At 71.1% G+C, this 22123-nt stretch carries 20 protein-coding genes; 11 read left to right on the forward strand and 9 right to left on the reverse strand.

The genetic code is table 11. From position 1 onward, the window contains the following. Positions 1 to 1226 precede the first annotated feature (1226 nt). From ddaH to ACIBM5_RS25240, 6 genes are all read left to right on the forward strand, one after another. The gene (gene ddaH, locus ACIBM5_RS25215) at positions 1227 to 2072 is read left to right on the forward strand and encodes a dimethylargininase (RefSeq protein WP_396008891.1); all 846 of its coding nucleotides are present in this window, start codon (positions 1227 to 1229) and stop codon (positions 2070 to 2072) included. A gap of 847 nt (positions 2073 to 2919) precedes the next feature. Further along, positions 2920 to 3087, forward strand: a complete 168-nt coding sequence (locus tag ACIBM5_RS25220) for a hypothetical protein (protein ID WP_396008892.1) — start codon at positions 2920 to 2922, stop codon at positions 3085 to 3087. 78 nt (positions 3088 to 3165) lie between these two features. After that, positions 3166 to 4143 carry an ATP-binding cassette domain-containing protein gene (locus tag ACIBM5_RS25225; protein ID WP_396008913.1) on the forward strand — a complete coding sequence of 326 codons (978 nt, stop codon included), beginning with the start codon at positions 3166 to 3168 and terminating at the stop codon, positions 4141 to 4143. Then, the gene (locus ACIBM5_RS25230) at positions 4140 to 4931 is read left to right on the forward strand and encodes an ABC transporter permease (protein WP_396008893.1); all 792 of its coding nucleotides are present in this window, start codon (positions 4140 to 4142) and stop codon (positions 4929 to 4931) included. The genes ACIBM5_RS25225 and ACIBM5_RS25230 overlap by 4 nt, the downstream gene beginning before the upstream one ends. 244 nt (positions 4932 to 5175) lie before the next feature. Then, positions 5176 to 5736 (forward strand): sigma-70 family RNA polymerase sigma factor, encoded by a 561-nt coding sequence (locus ACIBM5_RS25235; RefSeq protein WP_396008894.1) that lies wholly within the window; start codon positions 5176 to 5178, stop codon positions 5734 to 5736. Then, positions 5733 to 6563 carry an anti-sigma factor family protein gene (locus tag ACIBM5_RS25240; protein WP_396008895.1) on the forward strand — a complete coding sequence of 277 codons (831 nt, stop codon included), beginning with the start codon at positions 5733 to 5735 and terminating at the stop codon, positions 6561 to 6563. The genes ACIBM5_RS25235 and ACIBM5_RS25240 overlap by 4 nt, the downstream gene beginning before the upstream one ends. Positions 6564 to 6670: 107 nt before the next feature. Here the strand turns inward: ACIBM5_RS25240 and ACIBM5_RS25245 are convergent, their stop codons facing one another. Together ACIBM5_RS25245 and ACIBM5_RS25250 are read right to left on the reverse strand one after the other, a co-directional pair. Then, the gene (locus ACIBM5_RS25245) at positions 6671 to 7279 is read right to left on the reverse strand and encodes a hypothetical protein (protein ID WP_396008896.1); all 609 of its coding nucleotides are present in this window, start codon (positions 7277 to 7279) and stop codon (positions 6671 to 6673) included. 248 nt (positions 7280 to 7527) lie between these two features. Continuing rightward, positions 7528 to 8307, reverse strand: coding sequence for a helix-turn-helix domain-containing protein (locus ACIBM5_RS25250; RefSeq protein WP_396008897.1), 780 nt, complete (start codon positions 8305 to 8307; stop codon positions 7528 to 7530). Positions 8308 to 8494: 187 nt separating this feature from the next. Here ACIBM5_RS25250 and ACIBM5_RS25255 point away from each other — a divergent pair, with 187 nt between their 5' ends. The 3 genes from ACIBM5_RS25255 to ACIBM5_RS25265 all read left to right on the forward strand — a co-directional run bounded on the left by ACIBM5_RS25255 (position 8495) and on the right by ACIBM5_RS25265 (position 13367). Beyond that, the gene (locus ACIBM5_RS25255) at positions 8495 to 9790 is read left to right on the forward strand and encodes a zinc-binding dehydrogenase (RefSeq protein WP_396008898.1); all 1296 of its coding nucleotides are present in this window, start codon (positions 8495 to 8497) and stop codon (positions 9788 to 9790) included. Positions 9791 to 9847: 57 nt separating this feature from the next. Then, the gene (locus tag ACIBM5_RS25260) at positions 9848 to 11296 is read left to right on the forward strand and encodes an APC family permease (protein WP_391587659.1); all 1449 of its coding nucleotides are present in this window, start codon (positions 9848 to 9850) and stop codon (positions 11294 to 11296) included. Between the two features lie 355 nt (positions 11297 to 11651). Further along, positions 11652 to 13367: a Cys-Gln thioester bond-forming surface protein gene (locus ACIBM5_RS25265; RefSeq protein WP_396008899.1), complete on the forward strand. Its 1716-nt coding sequence runs from the start codon at positions 11652 to 11654 to the stop codon at positions 13365 to 13367. 291 nt (positions 13368 to 13658) lie between these two features. Here ACIBM5_RS25265 and ACIBM5_RS25270 read toward each other — a convergent pair whose 3' ends face one another. Then, a complete protein-coding gene (locus tag ACIBM5_RS25270) occupies positions 13659 to 14360 on the reverse strand; it encodes an SDR family oxidoreductase (RefSeq protein WP_396008900.1) in 702 nt (233 codons plus the stop codon). A gap of 205 nt (positions 14361 to 14565) precedes the next feature. Here ACIBM5_RS25270 and ACIBM5_RS25275 point away from each other — a divergent pair, with 205 nt between their 5' ends. Together ACIBM5_RS25275 and ACIBM5_RS25280 are read left to right on the forward strand one after the other, a co-directional pair. Continuing rightward, on the forward strand, positions 14566 to 15186 hold the full coding sequence (locus tag ACIBM5_RS25275) for a TetR/AcrR family transcriptional regulator (protein WP_396008901.1): 621 nt from the start codon (positions 14566 to 14568) through the stop codon (positions 15184 to 15186). 191 nt (positions 15187 to 15377) lie between these two features. Continuing rightward, positions 15378 to 15773, forward strand: coding sequence for a RidA family protein (locus ACIBM5_RS25280; protein WP_391587657.1), 396 nt, complete (start codon positions 15378 to 15380; stop codon positions 15771 to 15773). A 133-nt stretch (positions 15774 to 15906) separates the two neighbouring features. Here the strand turns inward: ACIBM5_RS25280 and ACIBM5_RS25285 are convergent, their stop codons facing one another. From ACIBM5_RS25285 to ACIBM5_RS25310, 6 genes are all read right to left on the reverse strand, one after another. Then, positions 15907 to 16758, reverse strand: coding sequence for a fumarylacetoacetate hydrolase family protein (locus tag ACIBM5_RS25285; protein ID WP_396008902.1), 852 nt, complete (start codon positions 16756 to 16758; stop codon positions 15907 to 15909). 61 nt (positions 16759 to 16819) lie between these two features. After that, entirely contained in the window at positions 16820 to 17881 is a 1062-nt protein-coding gene (locus ACIBM5_RS25290) for a hydroxyacid dehydrogenase (protein WP_396008903.1), read from the reverse strand. Next, positions 17865 to 18959 carry a dihydrodipicolinate synthase family protein gene (locus tag ACIBM5_RS25295; RefSeq protein WP_396008904.1) on the reverse strand — a complete coding sequence of 365 codons (1095 nt, stop codon included), beginning with the start codon at positions 18957 to 18959 and terminating at the stop codon, positions 17865 to 17867. The genes ACIBM5_RS25290 and ACIBM5_RS25295 overlap by 17 nt, the downstream gene beginning before the upstream one ends. A 48-nt stretch (positions 18960 to 19007) precedes the next feature. Then, positions 19008 to 20069 (reverse strand): NAD-dependent epimerase/dehydratase family protein, encoded by a 1062-nt coding sequence (locus ACIBM5_RS25300; protein WP_396008905.1) that lies wholly within the window; start codon positions 20067 to 20069, stop codon positions 19008 to 19010. A gap of 9 nt (positions 20070 to 20078) precedes the next feature. Then, entirely contained in the window at positions 20079 to 21038 is a 960-nt protein-coding gene (locus ACIBM5_RS25305; RefSeq protein WP_391587652.1) for a carbohydrate ABC transporter permease, read from the reverse strand. A gap of 2 nt (positions 21039 to 21040) precedes the next feature. Next, positions 21041 to 21946 carry a carbohydrate ABC transporter permease gene (locus ACIBM5_RS25310; protein WP_391587651.1) on the reverse strand — a complete coding sequence of 302 codons (906 nt, stop codon included), beginning with the start codon at positions 21944 to 21946 and terminating at the stop codon, positions 21041 to 21043. Positions 21947 to 22123: the final 177 nt, after the last annotated feature.

Consider the following 22123-nt stretch of genomic DNA (forward strand, 5'->3'; position numbering starts at 1 on the left):
TGTTTCGGAGAGATACCGTCCCCAGCCGCTCGGTAGTCGATCATCCCATTCCGCGCAACGGCGAAAAAGTTTCGACCAACCGGATTGTGTCCGGTTTCGGCCGTGATGATGCGACCGACCGAGTTCGCGGGGCGGTCACTATAAGGTGCGCAACCTGCTGCGGCTCGAAAACCCGGGCCTTCTTGACGCCTTCCTGACGACGCCGCAAGGCATGTGCCATCGCACATTCACGAACGAGCCACATCGGGAATGACTTCGGCCATCCGGCCGGATTTCCGGGCGACCCGTTCGCGTGCGGATCGTGCCCGTCGAACGATCGGATCCGGCCGGCCGGCCGACGCCGAACCGGAGCCGAGCACTTCCACTCCGGGGCGGCCGGGCGGGAGAGAGCCGCTCGGAGCGCGGACGATCCGTGCGTCGATCGACAGCCTTCCGAATCGGGCGGTTCGAGCAGTCGAGAGCCTCCGGGCCCGGGTGCCCGGAAGCCGATGCGGGTGGGCAAGTCCGGTCGCCGGGCGGCGCGCGGGGTCGGTATGCGTGCTCGTTCCGCAGGACCCACGCGACCTCGACCGACGCACGGCACCTACGCACGGCCGGCCCGACCCGAAGGCGCGGTCCGCGAGCGGGCCCGCCACGAACCCGGGCGCCGGCCCCACGCGCAAGTCCACGAATCCGGGCGCCGGTTGCCCGGCGAGTTCGTCGACGGCCACCGACAGCACATCCGGCGGCGTCGACCAGGCCCGCGGGCATCGGCGGCACCCGAGGCGTTCGATCGACGCGGGTTCCGGCGACGTCGGCCGGCCCCGCGGGCATCGGCGGCACCCCGAGGCGTTCGACCGACGCGGACGCCCGCGCCCCTGTCCCTGTCCCCGCCCCCGCCCCGACCGGCGGCGAGAGGTCGAACCCGAGGTTGTCGACATACCGCCCGAGTCCAATCGGGCATGCGCGTCGCGCGAGGGCACGCGCCGGCACCCGCGCAACGCATAATGCGCGGTGGAATTACCCGAACCGATCCCGTCGAAATCGTGAATATCCATTTACGCGGTTGTCCCGTCAACGGGACGAGTACGGCCCGCACCCCGTGCTAGTTTCGGCCCGCGGCGATCCCGCTCTTATCCGGCATACCCGCATCGGGTACACGTCGTGTTTCCGTCCGGTCGAACCCACCGTTTTGTATCGGCATTGATTTCGCCCCGGACACAATCACGGAGAACAAAGGAATCAAGGTGACCCACACAGCCATCGAACAGACTTCGAACGACAACCGCATCGCTCGGCCGCGGCGTTTCCTGATGTGCCGGCCGACCTACTTCGACGTCACCTATTCGATCAATCCGTGGATGGATCCGAACGTGCCCACCTCGGCGGACACCGGCCTGGCCCAGTGGAAGGGGCTGCACGATGCCTACGTGGCCCTCGGGCACGACGTGGCGCTGATCGAACCGGTGCCCGGCCTTCCGGACATGGTGTTCGCGGCCAACGGCGCGACCGTCGTGGACGGCAAGGTGCTCGTCGCACGGTTTCGCCACCATCAGCGCGCCGACGAATCACGCGCCTACCTCGACTGGTTCCGCGCCGCCGGGTGGGCCGAGGTGCGTCAGGCCGAGAGCTTCAACGAGGGCGAGGGCGACTTCCTCTACGTGGGCGGCGAGCTCCTGGCCGGCTGCGGCTTCCGCAGCGACCTGCGCGGACACCACGAGGCACAGGAGTTCTTCGGCATCCCGGTGCTCAGCCTGACCCTGGTGGATCCCAGGTTCTACCACCTGGACACCGCGCTCTCCGTGCTCGGTCCCGGCGAGATCATGTACTACCCGCAGGCGTTCTCCCCCGACAGCCGGCGCCGGCTGGCCGAGCGCTTCCCCGATGCGATCCTGGCCGACGAGGCCACCGCCGCCACGTTCGGGCTCAACGCGCTCTCCGACGGCCGGCACGTGCTGCTGCCGGAGCGGGCCGTCGAACTCGTCGGTCCGCAACTGCGCGAGCGCGGCTATGTCCCGATCGGGATCGACCTGACCGAGTTGCTCAAGGCCGGCGGCAACGCCAAGTGCTGCACGCTCGAACTGCGCGGCTGAGCGGCCCCGATGCGGGCGGGCCGCTCGTCGGGGCCGAGTCCCGTCGACGGGACAGCCCGCCGCGGGCGTCGGAGTCGTCCGGGTCGACGCGCCCGACCGCCGGCCCGTTCACCGTATTCCCAACGGTGGAAAGCCGGCGATTCGGCCGAGCACGGATACCGTATTCCGAATCGAGAACCGGATCCGACCCGGATCGAGGTCCGGGTCGGGGCTCGGATGGGGTCCGCGCGGGATCGACCGAATTCCCGGACCGGCGCCCGGAATAGGCCGACCATCGGTCTCCGCCCCTCGACTTCCGTCGGGAAGCTCCCCCGCTCGCACAATCCCGTTCGACGGCGGCCCGATTCCTCTTTCGGCCGGACCGCCCACCGGCTCGGCCGCCGAGGCAATCGCCCCGGAAATATCGCCGGCCGGAGAAATCCGCCGTTATTCGGGGCGACCGGAGGAGCCGTCCGGCCCGCCGGGGTGACCGAGAGAAGCCGGGGCCCGGCCCGTCACCCGGTGGCGGGCCCGGCCCTCGGCTCGTGTCGCACGAGCGCCGGCGCCCACGCGGCGCGCCGGGTCTCGCCCGGCGAGCGCGAAGGCGAGCCGGGTCCCCGGGTCCGGGCCGGCGAGCGATTCGAGACGGCCGCACTCAGCGTCGGATGACGCCTGATGGCACATCTTGGCACCATCCGGCGTCGGATGGCATCACCCGGCACAACGGTGCAGCAGTGCGTGAGGCACCACCGCCACCCGGGCCGTCGCCTTCACGTTTCCGCAGATCAGCGCGGCCAGGGCCGACCGGCCCCAGATAAGGCGCCATCCCGACTTGCCAGTGTCGCCATGATGGTGCCATGATGGCGCTATGGACCTCACGCCGTACGTCGACACCTTCCGCCCCGAGTTCGCGGTGGCCACCGAAGCCCCCGGCTCGGTCGACGTGCGGCCGCGCACGCCCGACCCCGACCTCGCGCCGGCGCGGCCCGCCGACGACGGCGCCATCGAGGCCGACGCCCGCCGCACCGGGGCCTGACCCCGAAGGCACCGGCCTCGACTCACCCGCTCCCCCACCCACTCCAGCCTTCGAACGGGAGGGCCCATGCCTTCTGTCATGCCCACATCCAGGCCGGGCGACAGGGACCCGGCCCCGGCCGCCGTCTCCACGGTCGGTCTGCGCAAGTCGTACGGCGACAAGACCGTCCTGGACGGCATCGATCTGCACATCCCGGCCGGTTCGGTCTTCGCCCTGCTCGGACCCAACGGCGCCGGCAAGACCACCGTCGTGAAGATCCTCTCCACGCTCATCTCCGCGGACGGCGGGCAGTCCCGGGTCGCGGGCCACGACGTGGCCACGTCACCGGACGGCGTGCGGGCCGCGATCGGCGTCACCGGGCAGTTCTCCGCGGTCGACGGGTTGATCACCGGCGAGGAGAACATGCTCCTGATGGCGGACCTGCACCACCTGTCCAAGCGCGAAGGGCGGCGGATCACCGCCGAGTTGCTGGAGCGGTTCGACCTCGTCGAAGCCGCCGGGAAGCCCGCGCAGAGCTACTCCGGCGGCATGAAGCGGCGCCTGGACATCGCCATGACCCTGGTCGGCAATCCGCGGATCATCTTCCTGGACGAGCCGACCACCGGTCTGGATCCGCGCAGCCGGCACAACATGTGGGGGATCATCCGCGAGCTCGTCTCCGACGGCGTCACCGTCTTCCTCACCACCCAGTACCTGGACGAGGCCGACGAACTCGCCGACCGCATCGCCGTGCTCAACGACGGCAGGATCGCCGCCGAGGGGACCGCCGACGAGTTGAAGCGGCTCATCCCCGGCGGCCACGTACGACTGCGCTTCTCCGACCCGTCCGCGTACCGGTCCGCCGCCTCCGCGCTGCACGACATCACCCGCGACGACGAGGCGCTGTCGTTGCAGATCCCCAGCGACGGCAGCCAGCGCGAACTGCGCTCCATCCTCGACCGGCTGGACTCGGCCGGCATCGAGGCGGACGAGCTGACCGTGCACACCCCGGACCTCGACGACGTGTTCTTCGCCCTGACCAGCGGCACCACCCGAACCAAGGAGCCCGTGCGATGAGTTCCCTCCCCCTCGCCGTGCGCGACTCGTCCACGATGTTGCGGCGCAATCTGCTGCACGCGCGGCGCTACCCGTCCCTCACCCTGAATCTGCTGCTGACGCCGGTCATGCTGCTGCTGCTCTTCGTCTACATCTTCGGCGACGTGATGAGCGCCGGCATCGGGGGCGGCGGGGCGGACCGGTCCGAGTACATCGCCTACGTCGTCCCGGGCATCCTGATGATGACCATCGGCGGCACCACGATCGGCAGCGCGGTGTCCGTGGCCTCGGACATGAACGAGGGCATCATCGCCCGTTTCCGCACGATGGCGATCCATCGCGGGTCGGTGCTCATCGGGCACGTCGCCGGCTGCGTGCTCCAGTGCGTGCTGAGCGTGGTCCTGGTCGGGGCCATCGCGGTGGCCATCGGGTTCCGGTCCACGGATGCCACGGTCGTGGAGTGGATCGCGGCGTTCGGACTGCTCGTGCTGTTCTCCCTGGCGCTCACCTGGATCGCCGTCGGGATGGGCCTGATCAGCCCGAACGCCGAGGCGGCAGGCAACAACGCGCTGCCACTGATCTTCCTGCCGCTGATCTCCACCACCTTCGTCCCGCTCGACTCGATGCCGGGGTGGTTCCAACCGATCGCCGAGTACCAGCCGTTCACGCCCTGCATCGAGACCCTGCGCGGGCTGCTCCTCGGCACCGGGATCGGCAACGACGGATGGCTCGCGATCGGCTGGTGCGTGGGGCTGACGGTGCTGGGCTACTTCTGGTCCAAGGCGTCGTTCAACCGCGACCCGCAGTAGACGAACACGAGCGCACGGCCTGCTTCCCGCAGCGCACCCGCCCCCGGGGCGGCGTACTCCGACACCACGTCGGCGTCCGCCGCCCCGTCGGCGCTCTCCGCCGCCGTCCGGGGCCGGGCGGCAGCGGCACCGGCGACGACGCGCACCCGGTATCGGGTCCGGGCAGATCGGTGGCGGCGGGACCCCTAGGGTGTTGCCTGTTCCGGGAGCGGATCTCGGCTACGGATGAGGAGGCCGGTCGGGGATGTCCGATGTGGACGTACCGGGGTCTGGCCCGCCGGGTTCCGACCCGCCGGGCTCCGACGAGGAGACCAAATTCGTCACGATGCTCTATCGCGAGTACTCGCGGCCGTTGCTCGCGGTCGTGTCGCGACTGAACGGCGGCGATCGGCAACGCGCCGAGGACAGCGTGCAGGAGGTGCTGGTCCGGGCCTGGCGCAATCGCGCGAAGCTGGATCCCGCCGCGCCGCTGCTGCCCTGGCTGGTCACCGTCGCGCGCCGGCTGGTCATCGACGAACAGCGGGCCCGCGCGGCCCGTCCGCCGGAGGTCGGCGACGAGCCGTTGGCCGCGCTGCCCACCGGCGACGAGGTGGACCGGCTGCTGCGTTCGGTGGTGGTCGGCGACGCGCTGGACGCCCTCTCCACATCGCACCGGGAAATTTTGATCGAAACGTTCTTCCGCGACCGTACTGTCAATCAGGCGGCCGACGTGCTCGGCATCCCGGCGGGTACGGCGAAGTCACGCGTGTACTACGCGCTGCGCGCCCTGCGGGTCGTCCTGGAGGAGAGGGGGGTGTCGGCATGAGCATCCAACCCGAACACGCGGATATCGCCGCATATGCCCTCGGCCTGTTGGAGCCGGCCGACCGGGACGCGTTCGAGGAACACCTGGCCACGTGCGACCGGTGTCTCGACGAGCTGGCCGATTTTTCCGGCATGGCCACGCTGCTGACCGAGCTGCGGGACGAGGGAGTGTACGAACTGCCGGAGTCGTCGGTATCGGCGCCGCCCGCAGCGCCCGCGTTGCCGGCCGAACCGACGCGCACGCCCGGACCGGTCCTTGCCTCGGTGGCGGAACCGACCGCGACATCGGGGGCAGCACCGACCCAGGCCGCCGAGTCGGGGCCGGTGGACGAGCTCGGCGCGCGGCGGGCCGCCCGACGCCGGTCCCGACCGGCGCTCCTGGTCGCCGCGTGCGTCGCGCTGCTCGTGATCGGCCTGGGCGCGGGGGTGCTCACGGGCCGGACCTGGTTGCAGAAGGACTCGTCCACGTCCGCGCGGAACGTGGACCCGTTCGCGGCCGTCGCCGACAACGGCACGACCGTCGCGGCCACCGATCCGCGCACCGGCGCGGCCGCCCGGCTCGCCCTGGAGAGCAAGGCGTGGGGTACCAACCTCGCGCTCGAACTGCGGAACGTGCGCGGCCCGTTGCGGTGCTCGCTGGTCGCGGTCGGCAAGGACGGCAAGGAGCAGCAGGTCTCGAGTTGGACGGTGCCGGCGAAGGGCTACGGCGTCCCGGGTTCGGAGGCGCCGCTGGTCATCCGGACCGGCACCTGGACGCCCACGGACCAACTCGCCCGCTTCGACGTGCGCATCGCCGACGGCGGGACGTTGGTCGGCGTGTCCCTGTAGGCCGTGTCCAGGCCGTATCCAGGCCGTGTCCGGCGGCTCGAAGAGCACGGTCCTGTCGCCCCGTCGGATCCGACGGGACGACAGGACCGTTCGGGTTCGGGGTCGGTTTACGCGAAGCGTCCTTGCAGCAGCCACACGCCCGGCGCACCCGGGTCCGCGACCGGGTCGCCGAGCAGGCCCCAGAACCGCTCGACCACCGCGGCCCGCGGCACGTCGGCCACGTCCATGCCTTCCGGGAAGACCGAGCTCAGCGCTTCCAGCACCTCGCCGATGCGTTTGCGGCGCATCCCGATCAGCCGGGTGATGTCCGGCAGTTGGGTCTTCCAGCGGCCCACCACGGCCTCGGCGAGCAGGTTTTCCAGTTCCGGGCCCACGCCCGACACCTCGGCCAGGTCACGCATCGACAGGCCCAGCGCGCGGACCAGGAAGCCGGTGCGCTCCTCGTCGGCGCGCCACTTGTTCGCACGTTCGAGTCGGGCGTAGCCGACCTCCTTCATCCGTACCCGGTTGGCGAGTTCGGCGCGGGTGAGGCCGGCGGCGATCCGGTGGTCCTGGAGATTGCTCGGTCGGCCGCCCATGAGTTGGCTCACGGGGACGACCAAGGACTTGGCGAGGGCGAGCAGTTCGGCTTCGTTCGGGCGTTCCGTACCGGCTTCCCACTGGGCCACGGTCGACGGCAGTACCCGCAGCTCGTACGAAGCCAATGTCGCGGCCACACGCTCGCAGGTTAGCGCCATCACCCCCCGGGCAGAGGCGGCTGCGGACGGCGAGAACGCCGGTCGGACATCGAGGTCATTGGGGTCGGTCACGCGGCAAGCATAGAAAGCCCCGGGGGCGGCGTGGCGCCGACGTCGCCATGGACCCGACGAACCGGCCCGCGGTCGGCGGACATCGGGCCGCTACTCGGTCCGTACCGGCTCCGTACCCGGTCGACCCCGGTCGGCAATCGATCGACAACCGGTGATTACCGGTTCGGCCGCAACTTCGTCACGTGGCGCGGCAGTGCCGGCGCGATCGACCACAACACCTCGGCCTCGATCTCGCCCGGATTGGTCCATCCGTGTTCCAGCCGCGCGGAGAACGTGGTCGAGTCACCCGCGCCGAGATGGCGCACGGTGCCGTCGACGGTCAGTTCGAGGCTGCCGCGGACCATGTACGCGAACACCGTCTCGGCCTCCAGCGCGTACGCACCGCCCGAGCCGCCGCCCGGGCTCAGCACCGTGCGCATCACCTGGACGTGCGTCTCGTCCGCCGGTGTCAGCAGGAACTCCTCGATCCCGATGCCGCCCATCTCCAGCGGCGCGCCGATGCCGCTGCGCACCACGTCCTGGTCGGGGTAGTCGAACAGGGCCGCGATGCTGGTGCCGACGGCGTCGCAGATGCGCAGCAGGGTCGGCACGGACACCGACGCCTTGCCGCGCTCGGCCAGGCTCAGGAAGCCCTTGGTCACCCCGGCGGCGCCGGCCACCTGGACCAGGGTCAGTCCCTGGGCCAGCCGCAGTTCGCGTAGGCGCGGACCGACCCGGGACATCCGGCTGGAGGTGTCCTTGGCCGCGGCTGCCCCGGGCGCGGGTTCGGCTCGGGCCTCGGCTCCGGGTTCCGTCTCGGCTTCCGCCTCGACCCCGGTTTCGCCCTCGCTCCCGGTCCCGCCCCGGGTTCCGCTCGTAGCCTCGACCGCGGGCTCCGGCGCGACGCCGGGAGGTTCGCTGGGTTCTTCGCCGGCTGCTCCGGCATGTGCTGGCACGCGCGACACGGTACCCGCCCTCCCGTCGTTTCAGCGCACCGTTCCGGGACCACGGGGCGGTCCGTAAAGGTTCGGATTCATTCGGATTCACCCCGCTCGGGGGTCTTTACGCCACGAGTTTACTCCTGTAAAACCTTGACGAAAGTTTAGCGACACTAAACGCGACCTCGTCCAGCCAGGAGCAGCCATGAGCACCATCCCCTCGCCGGCACCCGCCGACCGCGTCCGCGGCGTGGTCCTGCGCCCCGGGAACGACCTCGCCATGACCGACCTCGTACTGGCCCCGCCCGGCTCCGGCGAGGTCGAGGTCGCGGTGGTCGCGGCCGGTGTGTGCCACTCCGACCTGCACGTGGTGCGCGGCGAATGGGACGTGCCGATGCCCGTCGTGCTGGGCCACGAGGGCTCCGGCGTGGTGACCGCGCTCGGCCCGGACACCGACGACTCGGGCCTGGCCGTCGGCGACCACGTGGTGCTGTCCTGGGTGCCGGCGTGCGGCACCTGCCGCTACTGCCTCGCCGGCCGCCCCGCCGCCTGTTCGCTGGTCGCCGAGGTGGTCGCGCCCAAGGGGGTGCTGTACGACGGCACCAGCCGGCTGAGCACGACCGACGGCGAGCGACTGCACCACTACCTCGGCGTGTCCTCGTTCGCCGACCGTGTGGTGGTCCCGGTCTCCGGGGCGGTCAAGGTGCGCAAGGACGCGCCACTGGACGCACTGGCCCTGGTCGGCTGCGCGATCGCCACCGGCGTGGGTGCGGTCCGCAACACCGCGGGCGTGGAGGCCGGCGCGACGGTCGCGGTGATCGGCTGCGGCGGCGTGGGGTTGTCCTGTGTGCAGGGCGCCCGGCTGTCCGGCGCGGGCCGGATCGTCGCGGTGGACGTGGTCGCGGACAAGCTCGACCTGGCCCGCACCCTGGGCGCCACCGACACGATCGACGCGAGCGCGGTCGACCCGGTGGCGGCGCTGCGCACATTGGTCCCCGAGGGCCTGGACTACGTCTTCGACGCGATCGGCAAGATCGCCACCACCGAGCAGGCGATCGCAGCGCTCGGTCAGGGCGGCGCCGCGGTGATCGTCGGCCTCCCGCCGACCGGCAGCACGGCCCGCTTCGACCCGCTGGCGCTGGCCGAGGCCGATCAGCGCATCCTCGGCTCGAACTACGGCTCGGTGGTCCCCCATCGCGACATCCCGGTCCTGGTCGACCTGGTGGTCGGCGGCTTCCTGGACGTCGAGTCGATGATCTCGGCCCGGCGTCCGCTGGAGGAGGCCGGTGACGCCCTCGCCGAGTTGAACGAGGGCCGCGCACTACGGCAGTTGCTGATCACCGGCTACCGGCCGGCGCCGCACGACCCGGCCGAGACCGGCGTGGCCGGCTCCGACTCCGCCGCCTACGACGCCTACACCGCGTACGCCGGGCCGCGATCCGCCTCCGGCTCGACCACGCACACCCCGTCCGCGTACGACCCCACCAAGCGCGAGGGCTGACCGATGACTACTCTCACCCCAGGCAATTCGGCCGGAAAGTCCGGAAAGGCAGCACCCGTGCCCACATCCGCAGCCTCGCCCTCGTCCTCCGGTGCCCACGCCGGCGCGCCCGACGACGGCCTGGCCCGGCGCAGTGTGACCACCTTCGAGGTGGGCGCGCAGAGCGTGGCCAACGTCGCGCCCAGCGCGGTGATCGCGTTCGCGCCCGCGAGCATGGCGGCGTCCGCGGGCAACGGCGCCTGGTTCTCGTTCTTCCTGGCCATGGCCGCGGTGCTGGCGATCGCGTACTGCATCTGCGTATTCGCCCGCCGCCGGGCGGGCACCGGCTCGCTGTACGCGTTCACCCGGCTCTCGCTCGGGCCGTCCGGCGCGTTCGTGACCGGCTGGGCGCTGCTGATCGGCGCGGTGTGCATCGGCTCCGGCTCGCTCGCGGGCGCCGGCTACTACACCGGCCGGGCACTGGACGGGATCGGCGTGGGCGCCTTCACCGGGGTGGCCGGTCAGGTGCTGCTCGACGTGCTGCTGGCCGCCATCGCGGTCCGGTTGACCATCGCGAGCGTGCGCACCGCCGCGCGGGTGGCGGCGACGTTGGAGGTGATCTCGATCGTGCTGATCGTGGTCGTGCTCCTCGCGGTGTTCTTCAAGAGCGGCAACGACCTGTTCGACACCGACCAACTCACCCTGAGCGGCAGCACCCTGGACGGCATCGTGTTCGCGGTGGTCCTGGGCGTGCTCGGCTTCGTCGGCTTCGAGGGTGCCGCCTCGCTGGGCGCGGAGGCGACCGACCCGTACAAGGCGATCCCGCGGGCGGTAATGGGCAGCGCGCTGCTGGCCGGGCTGCTGTACATGTTCGCCACCTACGCCCAGGTGGTCGGCTTCGGTGGCCCCGACGGCCTGGTGGCCAGTGCCGACCCGATGGACGAGTTGGCCGAACTCTCCGGCCTGGGCTTCCTGAAGTTCTTCCTGCACGCGGGCTTCGCCGCCTCGTTCCTGGCCGTGGTGATGGCCTGCGTCACGGTCGCCGCCCGGCTGCTGTTCGGCATGGCCAGGGAGGGTGTGGTGCCGGCACGCCTGGGTCGGGCGCATCCGACCCACAAGACCCCGTCCGCCGCGATCTGGGCCGTCACCCCGTTCGTCGCGATCCCGACGGTGGCGGTCGTATCGGCCGGCACCAACGGCCTGGACGCGACCACGTACATCGACACGATCGGCGTCTTCGGCTACATGCTGTCGTACGTGCTGGTCTGCCTGGCCGCGCCGCTGTTCGTGCGCGGGACCGGCGCCCGGGGCCTGGCGATCACCTGGGCCCTGGGCCTGATCGGCGCGGCGGCGATGGTCTACGTCTTCTACCGCAACCTGTGGCCCGTCCCGGAATCCCCGCTCAACGTGCTGCCGTACGTGTTCGTCGGCGCCCTGGTGGTGGGCATCGCCGGCTACGCGGTCCTGCGCGCCCGCGACCCGGAACGTGCCGACCGTGCGGGCACGTTCGCCGACGACGCGGCCTGATCCAACGGGATCCGCCGGGCCGGGCCCGGAGCGGCCCGCCTCGGCCGCCGCCCCGGGCCCGCCTCGGACCGCCGTCTTCCGTCCGCGGAGGACGGCGGTCGACGAGCGAGCCTCCGGCCGCCGGGGGCGGGGCGGACCGGGGGCATCGGTCCGAAAATGGGCGGATTACATATAATGCCGCGATATGGCATTGGCCGACTTCGGGTAATTCGCGATTTCCCGGGCGGATTCCCCGTCCGTGAATTGACTAACCATCGTGATGCCACGATTCTTGCGTTCGGCGGCCCAGGGGTGGGGATCCCGGTGACAGACCCGGGCAGCGGGGGCCGCCTTTTCGCGAGGAGTCGTTTCTTTCATGTTCATGACCCAGCGGGGTATATCCCGCGCGGCATCGGCGTGTGCCGTCACCGGTCTGGCCGCGGTCGCGGTCATCGGGTTCTCGCCCGTCGCATACGCCGACAGCGTCGCCCTCCAGTTCCGTGGCCATGTGAAGCACACGGAGGGCGAGGTCGCGCTGTCGGGCTTCCTCTGGAAGCAGCAGACCGAGCTGATGATCCTGAGCGCCCGGAAGGCCGGCGCGCCCGAGGTCCTGGTGTACTGCATCGACCTGGAGACGACCGTCCGCGAGGACGTCGACTACCGCGAGGGCGCCTGGGCCGACTCGTGGCTCAAGGACACCGCCAAGGTCGCGAAGATCAACTGGGTGCTGAACCACTCGTACCCCAAGATCAACGACCTCGACGCGCTGGCCAAGGCATCCGGGGTGTCGGACAAGAAGGGCAAGCTCGACGCGCAGGAGGCCGTCGAGGCCACCCAGGCCGCGATCTGGCACTACAGCAACGGCGTCAACGCGTCCGAGACGCGTAACGACAAGGACGTCGTGACGCTGTACAAGTACCTCACCGGCGAGGCCAACAAGGGTGAGGCCAGTGAGCCCGGCGCCTCGCTGGAGCTCGCCCCGACCACCACCAGCGGCAAGGACGGCGACACTCCCGGCGTCGGTCCGGTCACGGTCAAGACCACCTCGACCGAGCCGGTCGCGGTCAAGCTCGACGGCACGGTCCCGGCCGGCGTCTCGCTGGTCGGCAAGGACGGCAACCCGCTCGGCACCGCGGCCAACGGCACCGAGCTGTACGTGAAGGTGCCCAAGAGCCAGAACCCGGGCGAGGCAAAGATCTCGGCCTCGACCAAGGCCGGGGTCAACATCGGCCGGGTCTTCCTGGCCAAGGACCGCAAGCACTCGCAGACCCTGATCACGGCGGGCTCGCAGCCGTTCTCGGTCAGCGCATCGGCCCAGGTCAAGTGGAGCCACCAGGCCGCCCCGGTCCCCTCGTCGGCGTACAAGGAGGACTGCGTCCAGGGCGGGGTCACCGTCACGCTGAAGAACACCGGTGACGGACCGGCCGAGTTCAAGCTCAACGGCGCCAAGGTGACCGTGCCGCCGAACTCGAACAAGACCCAGTTCGTCAAGGTCGCCGAGGACACCGCCTACACCGTCACGGTGACCGGTCCGGCCGGCTACTCGCAGACCTACACCGGCACGCTCGACTGCGTCGAGACCCCGACGGTCCCGCCGACGACCACGCCGCCGACCAGCGCGCCGGCGACGACGCTGCCGCCGACGAACACCAAGCCGCCCACCACGCCGGCACCGCCGACCAGCTCGGCCCCTCCGGCGCCGGGCACCTCGGCCCCGGCGACCACGTCCGCCCCGGCCACGAGCTCGGCCCCGCCCACCACGTCGGCACCGGCGACCTCCGCGGCTCCGCCCACCACGTCCGCCCCGGCCACCACCACCTCGGCGCCGGCGACCGGCACGAAGCCGTCCGGCAGCGCGGAACCGACGGGTAGCGAGGGGCCGACCAAGCCGATCGTGGAGCCCGGTACGGACAACCCCGCGGTCGAGGTGCCGTGGCTGCCGGTCGCCCCGGCGGGCAATGGCAAGGACCTCGCCAACACCGGTGGCGACAACTCCGCCGTGATCATGATCACCGGCGCGGCCGCCGCGCTGCTGGCCGCAGGCGGAGGCGCGATCTACTTCAACCGCCGCCGCGGTCGCCACCAGGTCTGAGCACCCGCAACGCCGCTGAACCGGGTCGGATCACCACCTGATCCGGACTGACGCCAAGGGCCCCGCCGACACCCGGCGGGGCCCTTGGCGTTTCCACTCCCGATTCCCATGCGTATTCCCGCGAATGCAATCCGTGTTTTGTCGACAGCACGATTCATTTCCCACATGCGCGGCGCAACGGCGCGACAATTCGAGAGCGGGATCGGGACACGAATGTGACAATTCTTCGTCGCACCTGCCGTATTCTCCGGGCGGCTCGGGCTGCCCCGGCATAACGGTCCCGTCCTCGGGTCAGCGGCCCGTCGGGAGGTTGGCGCCGCCGGTGCAGTCGATCACCGTGCCGGTCATGAAGCCGTTGCCGACGAACAGGCGGATCACGTCCGCGACTTCGTCGGCACGGCCGACCCGGCCGACCGGTGTCGCGGCACTGATGCCGGTGAACAGCTCGGCCCGGGCCTCGGTCGGTATCGCGTCCCACCACGGGGTGTCGATCACGCCGGGCGAGACCGCGTTGACCCGGATCGGCGCGAGTTCGACCGCGAGCGGTGGCACCATCGCCTGCAACGCCCCGTTGATCGCGGCCAGTCCGGCCGTGCCGGGGAAGGCCGCTCCGGCGGAGGCCGCGGTCACGAAGGTCACCGAGGCGCGCGCCGAAAGCCGGGGCAGCGCCGCCTGGAGGACGCGCACGAACGGCCAGAACTTGCCCGCGAATCCGGCGGCGAGCTGCTCCGGGTCCAGGCTCGCGATCGGACCACTGCCGGAAGCGCCGCTCAGTGCCAACACGAGGTGGTCGATCGGGGCATCGGAGCCGGCGAAGAACTCGGCCACCAGGTCCGCGTCCGTGGCGTCGAGCACCCGGCCGGTGGTCTTGCCGCCGATCCGCTCGACGGCCGCGTCGAGTCGGGAACGGTCACGGCCGGTGATCACCACCTCGGCCCCGTCCGCGGCGAGCCGCGTGGCGGTGGCCTCGCCGATGCCGGAGCTGCCGCCCATGACGACGACGGACTGGCCTTGCAATGAACGGGAGACGGACATGAGATTGCCTGGCTTTCTGGTTGCGAAGTCGTGCGAAGTCGTGCCAAGTCGTGCGGGGTCGTGCGATCGGGTGCGACGAGGCGAGCCCCGGGTTTTCGAGACCGTTCGTCTCGACAAAGCATTACCGAGACTGCTGGTCTCGTCAAGGAGATATGCTGATCCCATGAATCGCGACAGCTCCGACGACGACTCCCCGCGCCGCGCACACACGGGCCGGCGCCGCAACGAGGACGCCCGGCGCGCGATCCTGGACGCCGTCCTGGCGCTGCTCGCCGAATCCGGCGGTGCGCCGGTGACGATCGACACGATCGCCCGCGCCGCGGGCGTGGGGAAGCAGACCATCTACCGCTGGTGGCCCTCGAAGGGCGCGGTCCTGCTGGAGGCCCTGACCGGCCTGGCCGGTGACGTCGTGTCACCTCCCGAAGCCGAGACCCTGCGCGCCGACCTGACCTCGTTCGTGACCGCCACGTTCCGCGGCGCGCGGGCCGAATCGACCGCGTCGGTGCTGCGCTCACTGGTCCGCGAGGCGGCGCGCGATCCGCATGCCGCAGACCTGGTCCGTACGTTCACCGCGTCCCGCCGCGACGCGCTGCGGGAGCTGCTCGCCCGTCATCCGGACGAACTCGCGCCGGGCGCCGACCTCGACCTGATCGTGGATCAGCTGTACGGATTGTTCTGGTACCGCTTCCTGTTGGACCACCGACCGCTCTCCGACGAGGCCGCCGCCGCCCTCGCCGGGGCTCTCGCCGGCCAGGCCGGCACACCGACGAGCGTCCCCTCGTAGGCCGACGAAGCCCGGCCGGCCCGGCCGGGCCGGCCGGGCCCGAACGTCCCCGCACCCGGGTGGAGCGCGATCCCGCCAAGGGGTGTACCCGTTCGCCGTGCCGGTGTCCGCGATTGTCACCGTCGTCGGGAATGATCCGGGGCGCCGACGACCTGTACTCGACGACCGTTCGCTTCGGAGGGACCCCGACCATGTCGCACCGCATCATCAACCCCGACGGCCTGCACGACCCGGTGCACTTCGGGTACAGCCACGTCGCCGTGGCGTCCGGGGAACTCGTGTTCGTCGCCGGACAGTACGCGTCGGACGCCGACGGCCACGTCACCACCGACGACTTCGCCGAGCAGGTCGAGGAGTCCTTCGACAACCTGCGCATCGCGCTCGCTGCCGTCGGCCTGGACCCGAGTCACATCGTGCAGCTGCGCACCCACATCGTCGACCACGACTCGGACAAGCTGGCCATCCTCGGCAAGGCGATCGGCGCGATCTGGGGCGACCTGCCGCCGACCCAGACGCTCAGCGGCGTCGCGTCCCTGGCCCTGCCCGGGATGTTGTTCGAGGTCGACGCGGTCGCGGTACGCCCCTGACCCGCGCGCGACAACCCGGAGCAGGGCCGGACCGTCCCACGCCGGTCCGCACGGGTGCCCCGCCAAGGATGCCGTGACCGGCGCACTCCCGGTCACGGCATCGACGGGCCACCCCGTGCCGGCCGCGGACCCGTCAGGCCTGCACCAGGTGCGACCGCTGCCGCCCCAGCCGATCGATCTCCAGCTCCATCACGTCGCCCTCGACCAGGTACGGGAAGCGCCCGGACAGGGCAACCCCCTGCGGCGTACCGGTGTTGACGATGTCACCGGGTTCCAGCACCAGGTACTGCGACAGGTGGTGGATCAGGTACGCCACGCCGAAGATCATGTCGGCCGTGGTCGAGTCCTGTCGACTCTCCCCGCCGACCCACGAGCGCAGCCCGAGGGTCTGCGGGTCGGTGATCTCGTCCGTGGTCACCAGCCACGGGCCCAGCGGGTTGAACGTCTCGCAGTTCTTGCCCTTGGACCACTGGCCACCGGACTGTTCGAGCTGGAACGCCCGCTCGGACACGTCGTTGCTGATCGTGTAGCCCGCGACATGGGCCAACGCGTCCTCGGGCGAGGCGAGGTAGCGGGCCCGGCGGCCGATCACGACGGCGAGTTCGACCTCCCAGTCGGTCTTGACCGCTCCACGCGGGATCAGCACGTCGTCGTAGGGCCCGACCACGGTGTGCGGCGCCTTGTAGAACAGGATCGGCGTGCTCGGCGGCTCGGCGCCGGATTCGGCCGCGTGCGCCGCGTAGTTCTGCCCGATGCACAGGATCGCGCCGGGCCCGGCCACCGGGGCACCGACGCGCAGGCCGGCGACGTCGAACTCCGGCAGGCTGCCCGCCGCCGCGGCCTCGCGGACCCGCTCGACGCCGTCCGAGGCGAAGAACGCCGCGTCGAGGTCGGCGGTGAGCCGGCTCAGGTCGAAGTGGCGGCCGTCGGCGGCGAACAGTACGGGGCGTTCGTTGCCGGGTTCGCCTACGCGCATCAGGCGCACGGTGTCTCTCCAGGTACGTGGGGGATGTCGATGATGGAACGGGGACTGTGCGAGGGGACGTTCAGCCGACCCGGGTGAGCGCGTCGGGGCCGACCTCGTGGTCGAGCGCACGGCCGGTCAGGTGGCGCTCCACCTCGTCGAGGACGATGTCGCCCTGCCGGCGGCGACACTCGACCGTACCGGCGGCCCGATGCGGCGTCAGCAGCACGTTCGGCAAGGCCCGGAACGCATGGTCGACGGGCAGCGGCTCCCGGTCGAACACGTCCAGCGCGGCGTCGATTCGTCCGGTGGTCAACTCCGCGAGCAGCGCCCGCTCGTCCACCAGCCACGAGCGCGCGGTGTTCACCAGACCGGCGCCGTCCGCGAGCAGGGCGAGTTCGCGGGCGCCGATCAGGTGCCGCGTCGCCGGCAGCGAGGGCGCGTGCAGCGCGACGATCCGACTGCTCGTCAGGAGCCGGTCCAAGTCGACGAGTTCGACCCCGAGTTCGGCCGCGTCTGCGGTGCTCAGGGTGGGATCGGCGACCTGCACCCGGGCGCCGAGCGCCCGGACCACCTCGATGTACGCCCGGCCGGTCCGCGACGCGCCGACCACGCCGATCCGGGCGCCGAGCACCTCGTGCCGGGCGGGCGCGACCGAGGCGGCCGCCCAGTCGTCTCCGCCGCGCAACGCGTGGTCGTAGCGATGGATCCGGTGCAACAGCGCCAGCGTGAAGGCCAAGGCGACCTCGGCCACCGAACGGGCCATGCCCTGCCCGGCCTGGGTCACCCGCACGCCGCGCGCGAACGCGTCCGCGCCCACGTAGGGGGTGATCGCCGCACCGGTGTGCGCCAGCAGCCCGACCCGGGGCGCCGCCGCGAGCAACTCGCCGGTCAGCCGCGGCATTCCCCACGACGACACCAGCACGTCCGCATCGGCAAGGGCCGCCCGCAGCGCATCGACGTCGGCGGGGTCGTCCACCGCTACGACGTCGGCCACGGCCCGCAGCCGCTCGGCCACACCCCCCGGCCCGGCCGGATCCGCCATCCCGAAGAACTCCGCACGCAGCCCGGGCGCAACGGCCAGTACGACCACGGCGCGAGCGTCCCGGCCTGCGGCCGATCGCGAACTAGGCGAGCCAGGCATCGAGGTGCTCCGCCACGAACGCGTCGTCGGTCAACCACGGATAGGCCTTCGCCACCCGCTCGATCTCCTCGGCCTGTCCCGGCGACAACGACTCCGCCGGGTCCAGGCACCAGGTCCCGGCCAGCAGCCCCTGCCGGCGCAGCACCTCGTGCACGCCCGCGATGCAGCCGCGGAAGCCGCCGCGCACGTCGAAAACCGCCGAGTTCGCATCGGTCAACTCCGGTGCCTGACGGAGTAGTTCGACCATCATGCGGTGATCGCCGGCCCGGGCGCGGCGGACCCGGTCGAGCAGCGTGACCGCGGTCGACGTCCACACCGCCCACTGGCCGAGCAGTCCGCCGGCGAACCAGCGCGGCCGGGCACCGGCCCGATACGGGGTCAGCAGGTCGGTGATGATCGCGTCGTCGTTGCCGGTGTACAGCGCGACCTCGCCGGCCCGGTCGGCATCGGCCACCGCCGCGAGCACATCCGAGGTGCGGTAGCGGTCGAAGGGGGCGATCTTGATCGCGGCCACGCTCGGGATGTCGGCGAACGCGCGCCAGAACTCGGGGGTGAGGAACCGGCCGCCCACCGCGTCCTGGAGGTAGAACCCGATCACCGGCAACACCTCGCCGACGGCGCGCGCCCGGTCCAGCAGGCCCTGTTCGTCCGCACCCGGCACGGCGGGGCTGAGCAGCACCGCGTCGTAGCCGAGCGAGGCGGCGAGTTCGGCCTCGGCCACCGCCTGCGCGGTGTACCCGCAGGCACCGGCCACCCGCACCACCGGTCGGCCCGCCTCGCGGGCGACCGTCTCGGCGGCCAGTTCCAACACCGGCCGCAGCAGCCCGACCTCGGGCTTTCGGATCTCGAACTGCGTGGTGTGCACGCCGACCGCGAGGCCGCCCGCGCCGGAGGCGAGGTAGTAGCGGGTCAGCGCCCGCTGCCGACGCTCGTCGAACCGGCCCTCGGCGTCGAGCGCGAGCGGATGTGCGGGGATCACGGTGCCCTCGAGCAGCAGCTCGATCGGCGAAAGCGGGGAAACCGCCGCGCCGGTCGAGCCGGCCGGGTCGAGCGAACCGGCCGGGTCGACCGGGTCCATCGAACCGACCGAACCCGGGGAATCCGTTGCGGAGTTGATCACGATGCCTCAGAACTTTCCGTCGCGGACCTGGAACTTGGTGGCCTTGCCGGACAGCGGATACCCGCGCCGGATCCAGTCCGCCTGCCAGGCCACGAGTGTGCGCAGGGGGACTTCGGGATAGCCGAACAACTCGTGGCACAGACTCGCGTCGGACAACAACGCGCTGCCCGACTCGGCGCCGGTCACGATCGCCTCCCGGCCGAACTCGGTGCCGAACATCGCCGCGAGGCGCCGTACGGACGCGGTCTCGGGGCCGGTCAGGTTCACCGTGAACGGCGTGCCCGCGTGCCCGAGCGAGCGCAGCGCGACCTCGTTGGCGTAACCCTGCCACACCACGTTGGCCTGACCCGTCGTCACATCCACCGGTTCGCCCGCGTGCACCGCCGCCGCGATGTCGGCGAGCACGCCGTAGCGCAGGTCGACCGCGTAGTTGAGCCGGATCAGCGCGACCCGGGTACCGCGCGTGGTCGCGGCGTGCGTGAACACCCGTTCGCGGCCCAGGCAGGACATCGCGTACTCGCCGACCGGCCCGACCGCATCGGTCTCCACGCTGCCGCCGGAGCCCGCGTCCACCAGCGGATACACGTTGCCGGTGGAGAACGCGGCGATCCGCGCGGCCGGGTAGCGGCGGGCGATCCGGTCCGGCAGCGCGGCGTTCACGGCCCACGCGTGCTCGGGCGCGCCGGCCGAGCCGAACTTGGCACCGACCATGAACACCACGTTGCCCGCGTCCGGCAGGTCGGCCGGGTCGCCGGTCATCAAATCGAATGCGACGGTACGCACGCCGTCGGCCTCCAGCGCCCGCGCCGCCGCCCGGTCCGACCAGCGCGAGACCGCGTACACGCCGACGTCGGTGCGCCCGCCCGCGTCCAGCGCGCGCCGGGCCAGCCGGCACAGGCTCGGGCCCATCTTGCCGCCCGCGCCGAGCACGACCAGGTCGCCGTCCAGACCGGCCAGGTCTGCGATCAGCGCCGCCGAAGGGGTCGCGAGGAGTTCCTCCAGCGCGGCCTCGCCCTCGGGGAAGGCGAGTCGGCCGGGAGCACCATCCGCTACAGCTACAACATTCATGACGCGTGATCAGCCCTTGATTCCGGTTGCCGCCACGCCTTCGGTGACGTAGCGCTGGCCCACGAGGTAGGCCATGAAGATGGGGACGAACGCGACCACGGAGCCCGCCAGGACCACGTTCAACGGCACGTTCTGTTGTTGCAGGGAGGCGATGCCGACGGTCAGCGTGCGCATGTCGGTGCTCTGGCCGACGATCAACGGCCACAGGAAGTCGTTCCAGTGCCACAGGAAGACGAACGTGCCCAGGGTGGCCATGATCGGCTTGATCAGCGGCAGCACGATCCGGACGAAGATCTGGAACTCCGAGGCGCCGTCGATCTTGGCCGCCTCGAACAGCTCGTCCGGCAGGCCCTGAATGAACTGCCGCATCAGGAACACCGCTTGCGCGTTGGCCAGCGAGGGCAGGATCAGACCCCAGTAGGTGTCGACGCCGTTCATCTTCGCGATCAGGACGAACGTCGGGATCATCGTCACGTGGTACGGGACCATGACCATCGACAGGAACGACCAGAACATCGCCTCGCGGCCGGGGAAGCGCTTCTTGGCGAACGCGTAGCCGGCCAGCGCGGAGAGCAGCAGCGTGCCCAGCACGCCGACGATCGAGTAGATGAGCGTGTTGATCAGCCACTGGGGGACGTCCTGCGAACCGAGGACGTCGCTGTAGGCGCTGGTGGTCAGGTTCCACGGCAGCAGGCTGTCCGGGAACTCGACCGCGCCGGACGGCTTCAGGGACAGCACGACCATCGCGTAGAACGGGAAGATCGTGGCCAGCGCGACCACGCCGAGCAGCACGCCGCGCAGCACCTTGCCGCGCCGGGTGCCGCGCAGCGCGTACGGCACGGTGTCCTGCTCGCGGCCCGCGCCGGAGCGGTCCCGGCGCAACCGCAGGCGCGAGCGCGCGGGTTCGCTCGCGGCCGACACGACCGGCGGCGGGGTGATCTCGGCGACCTCGTGGGTATCGAGGGACATGGTCACTTCTCCTTCCCGATCACCAGGCGCTGGATGATCGCCACGATGAGCGTCAGCACGAACAGGGCCAGGCCGATCGCGCTGGCGTAGCCGAGATCGAAGTACTTGAAGCCGGCGTCGTAGAGCTGGAACACCAGCGTGTAGCTGGCGTTCGCCGGGCCGCCGCCGGTCATCACGTACACCGCGTCGAACACCTGGAAACTGGCGGTGGTCTCGATCACGGCGAGGAAGAACAGCGCGGGCTTCAGGCTCGGCGCGATGATGTGGCGAAAACGCTGCCAGGGGCCGGCGCCGTCGGTGAGCGCGGCCTCCTCCAATTCGCGCGGCACGTTCTGCAGACTGGCCAGCAGGATCAGCATGCCGTAGCCGAAGCGCGACCAGATGCCCACGATCGCCAGCGCGGGCACCACGAACACGTCGTCGGCCAGCCAGGATCCGGTGTGTCCACCGATCCAACCCATCACCGTGGACCACGGGCCGTCGGTGGAGAAGATCCAGATGAACACGGTGGAGGCGAGCACCAGGCTGGTGACCACCGGGAGGAAGAAGATCGAGCGGAACAGCTTCGAACCGCGGAACGCGCGCCGGGTCAGCAGCGCCAGCCCGAGCGCGGCGACGATCGTGCCGGGCACGGTGATCACCGTGTAGAGCACAGTCACCTTGAGGGAGGACCAGAAGACCGGGTCGTCCCACAGGCGGGTGAAGTTGTCCAGGCCGGTGAACTTCGGCGAGTCCATCAGCGAGTAGTCGGTGAAGCCGAGCAGCACGCCGGCGATGCTGGGGCCGAATCGGAACAGCACGAACAGCACGAAGGCGGGCAGGACGAACAGCAGCCCGATTCGGGCCTCGCGGCGGGCGTGCGGCCCGCGTCGGCGGAGCCTGCGGGGTTGTTCCGCGACTGCGGCCACGGGGACCTCCTTGGGCTGAAGAGCGGATGGTGGGACGGGAAGGCTTGGGACCGGAAGGGTGGGGACGGGTGGGCGGCCCGGACGGGGCCGGGCCCCCCCGCGGGTCAGCGCGCGAGCAGCGCCTTCGCCCCCTATGCCCCCTCGTCGAGCGCGTTGTTGGGGCTCTTGTTGACGAAC

Source organism: Embleya sp. NPDC050493 (genome assembly GCF_044458105.1).
Classification (GTDB): domain Bacteria; phylum Actinomycetota; class Actinomycetes; order Streptomycetales; family Streptomycetaceae; genus Embleya.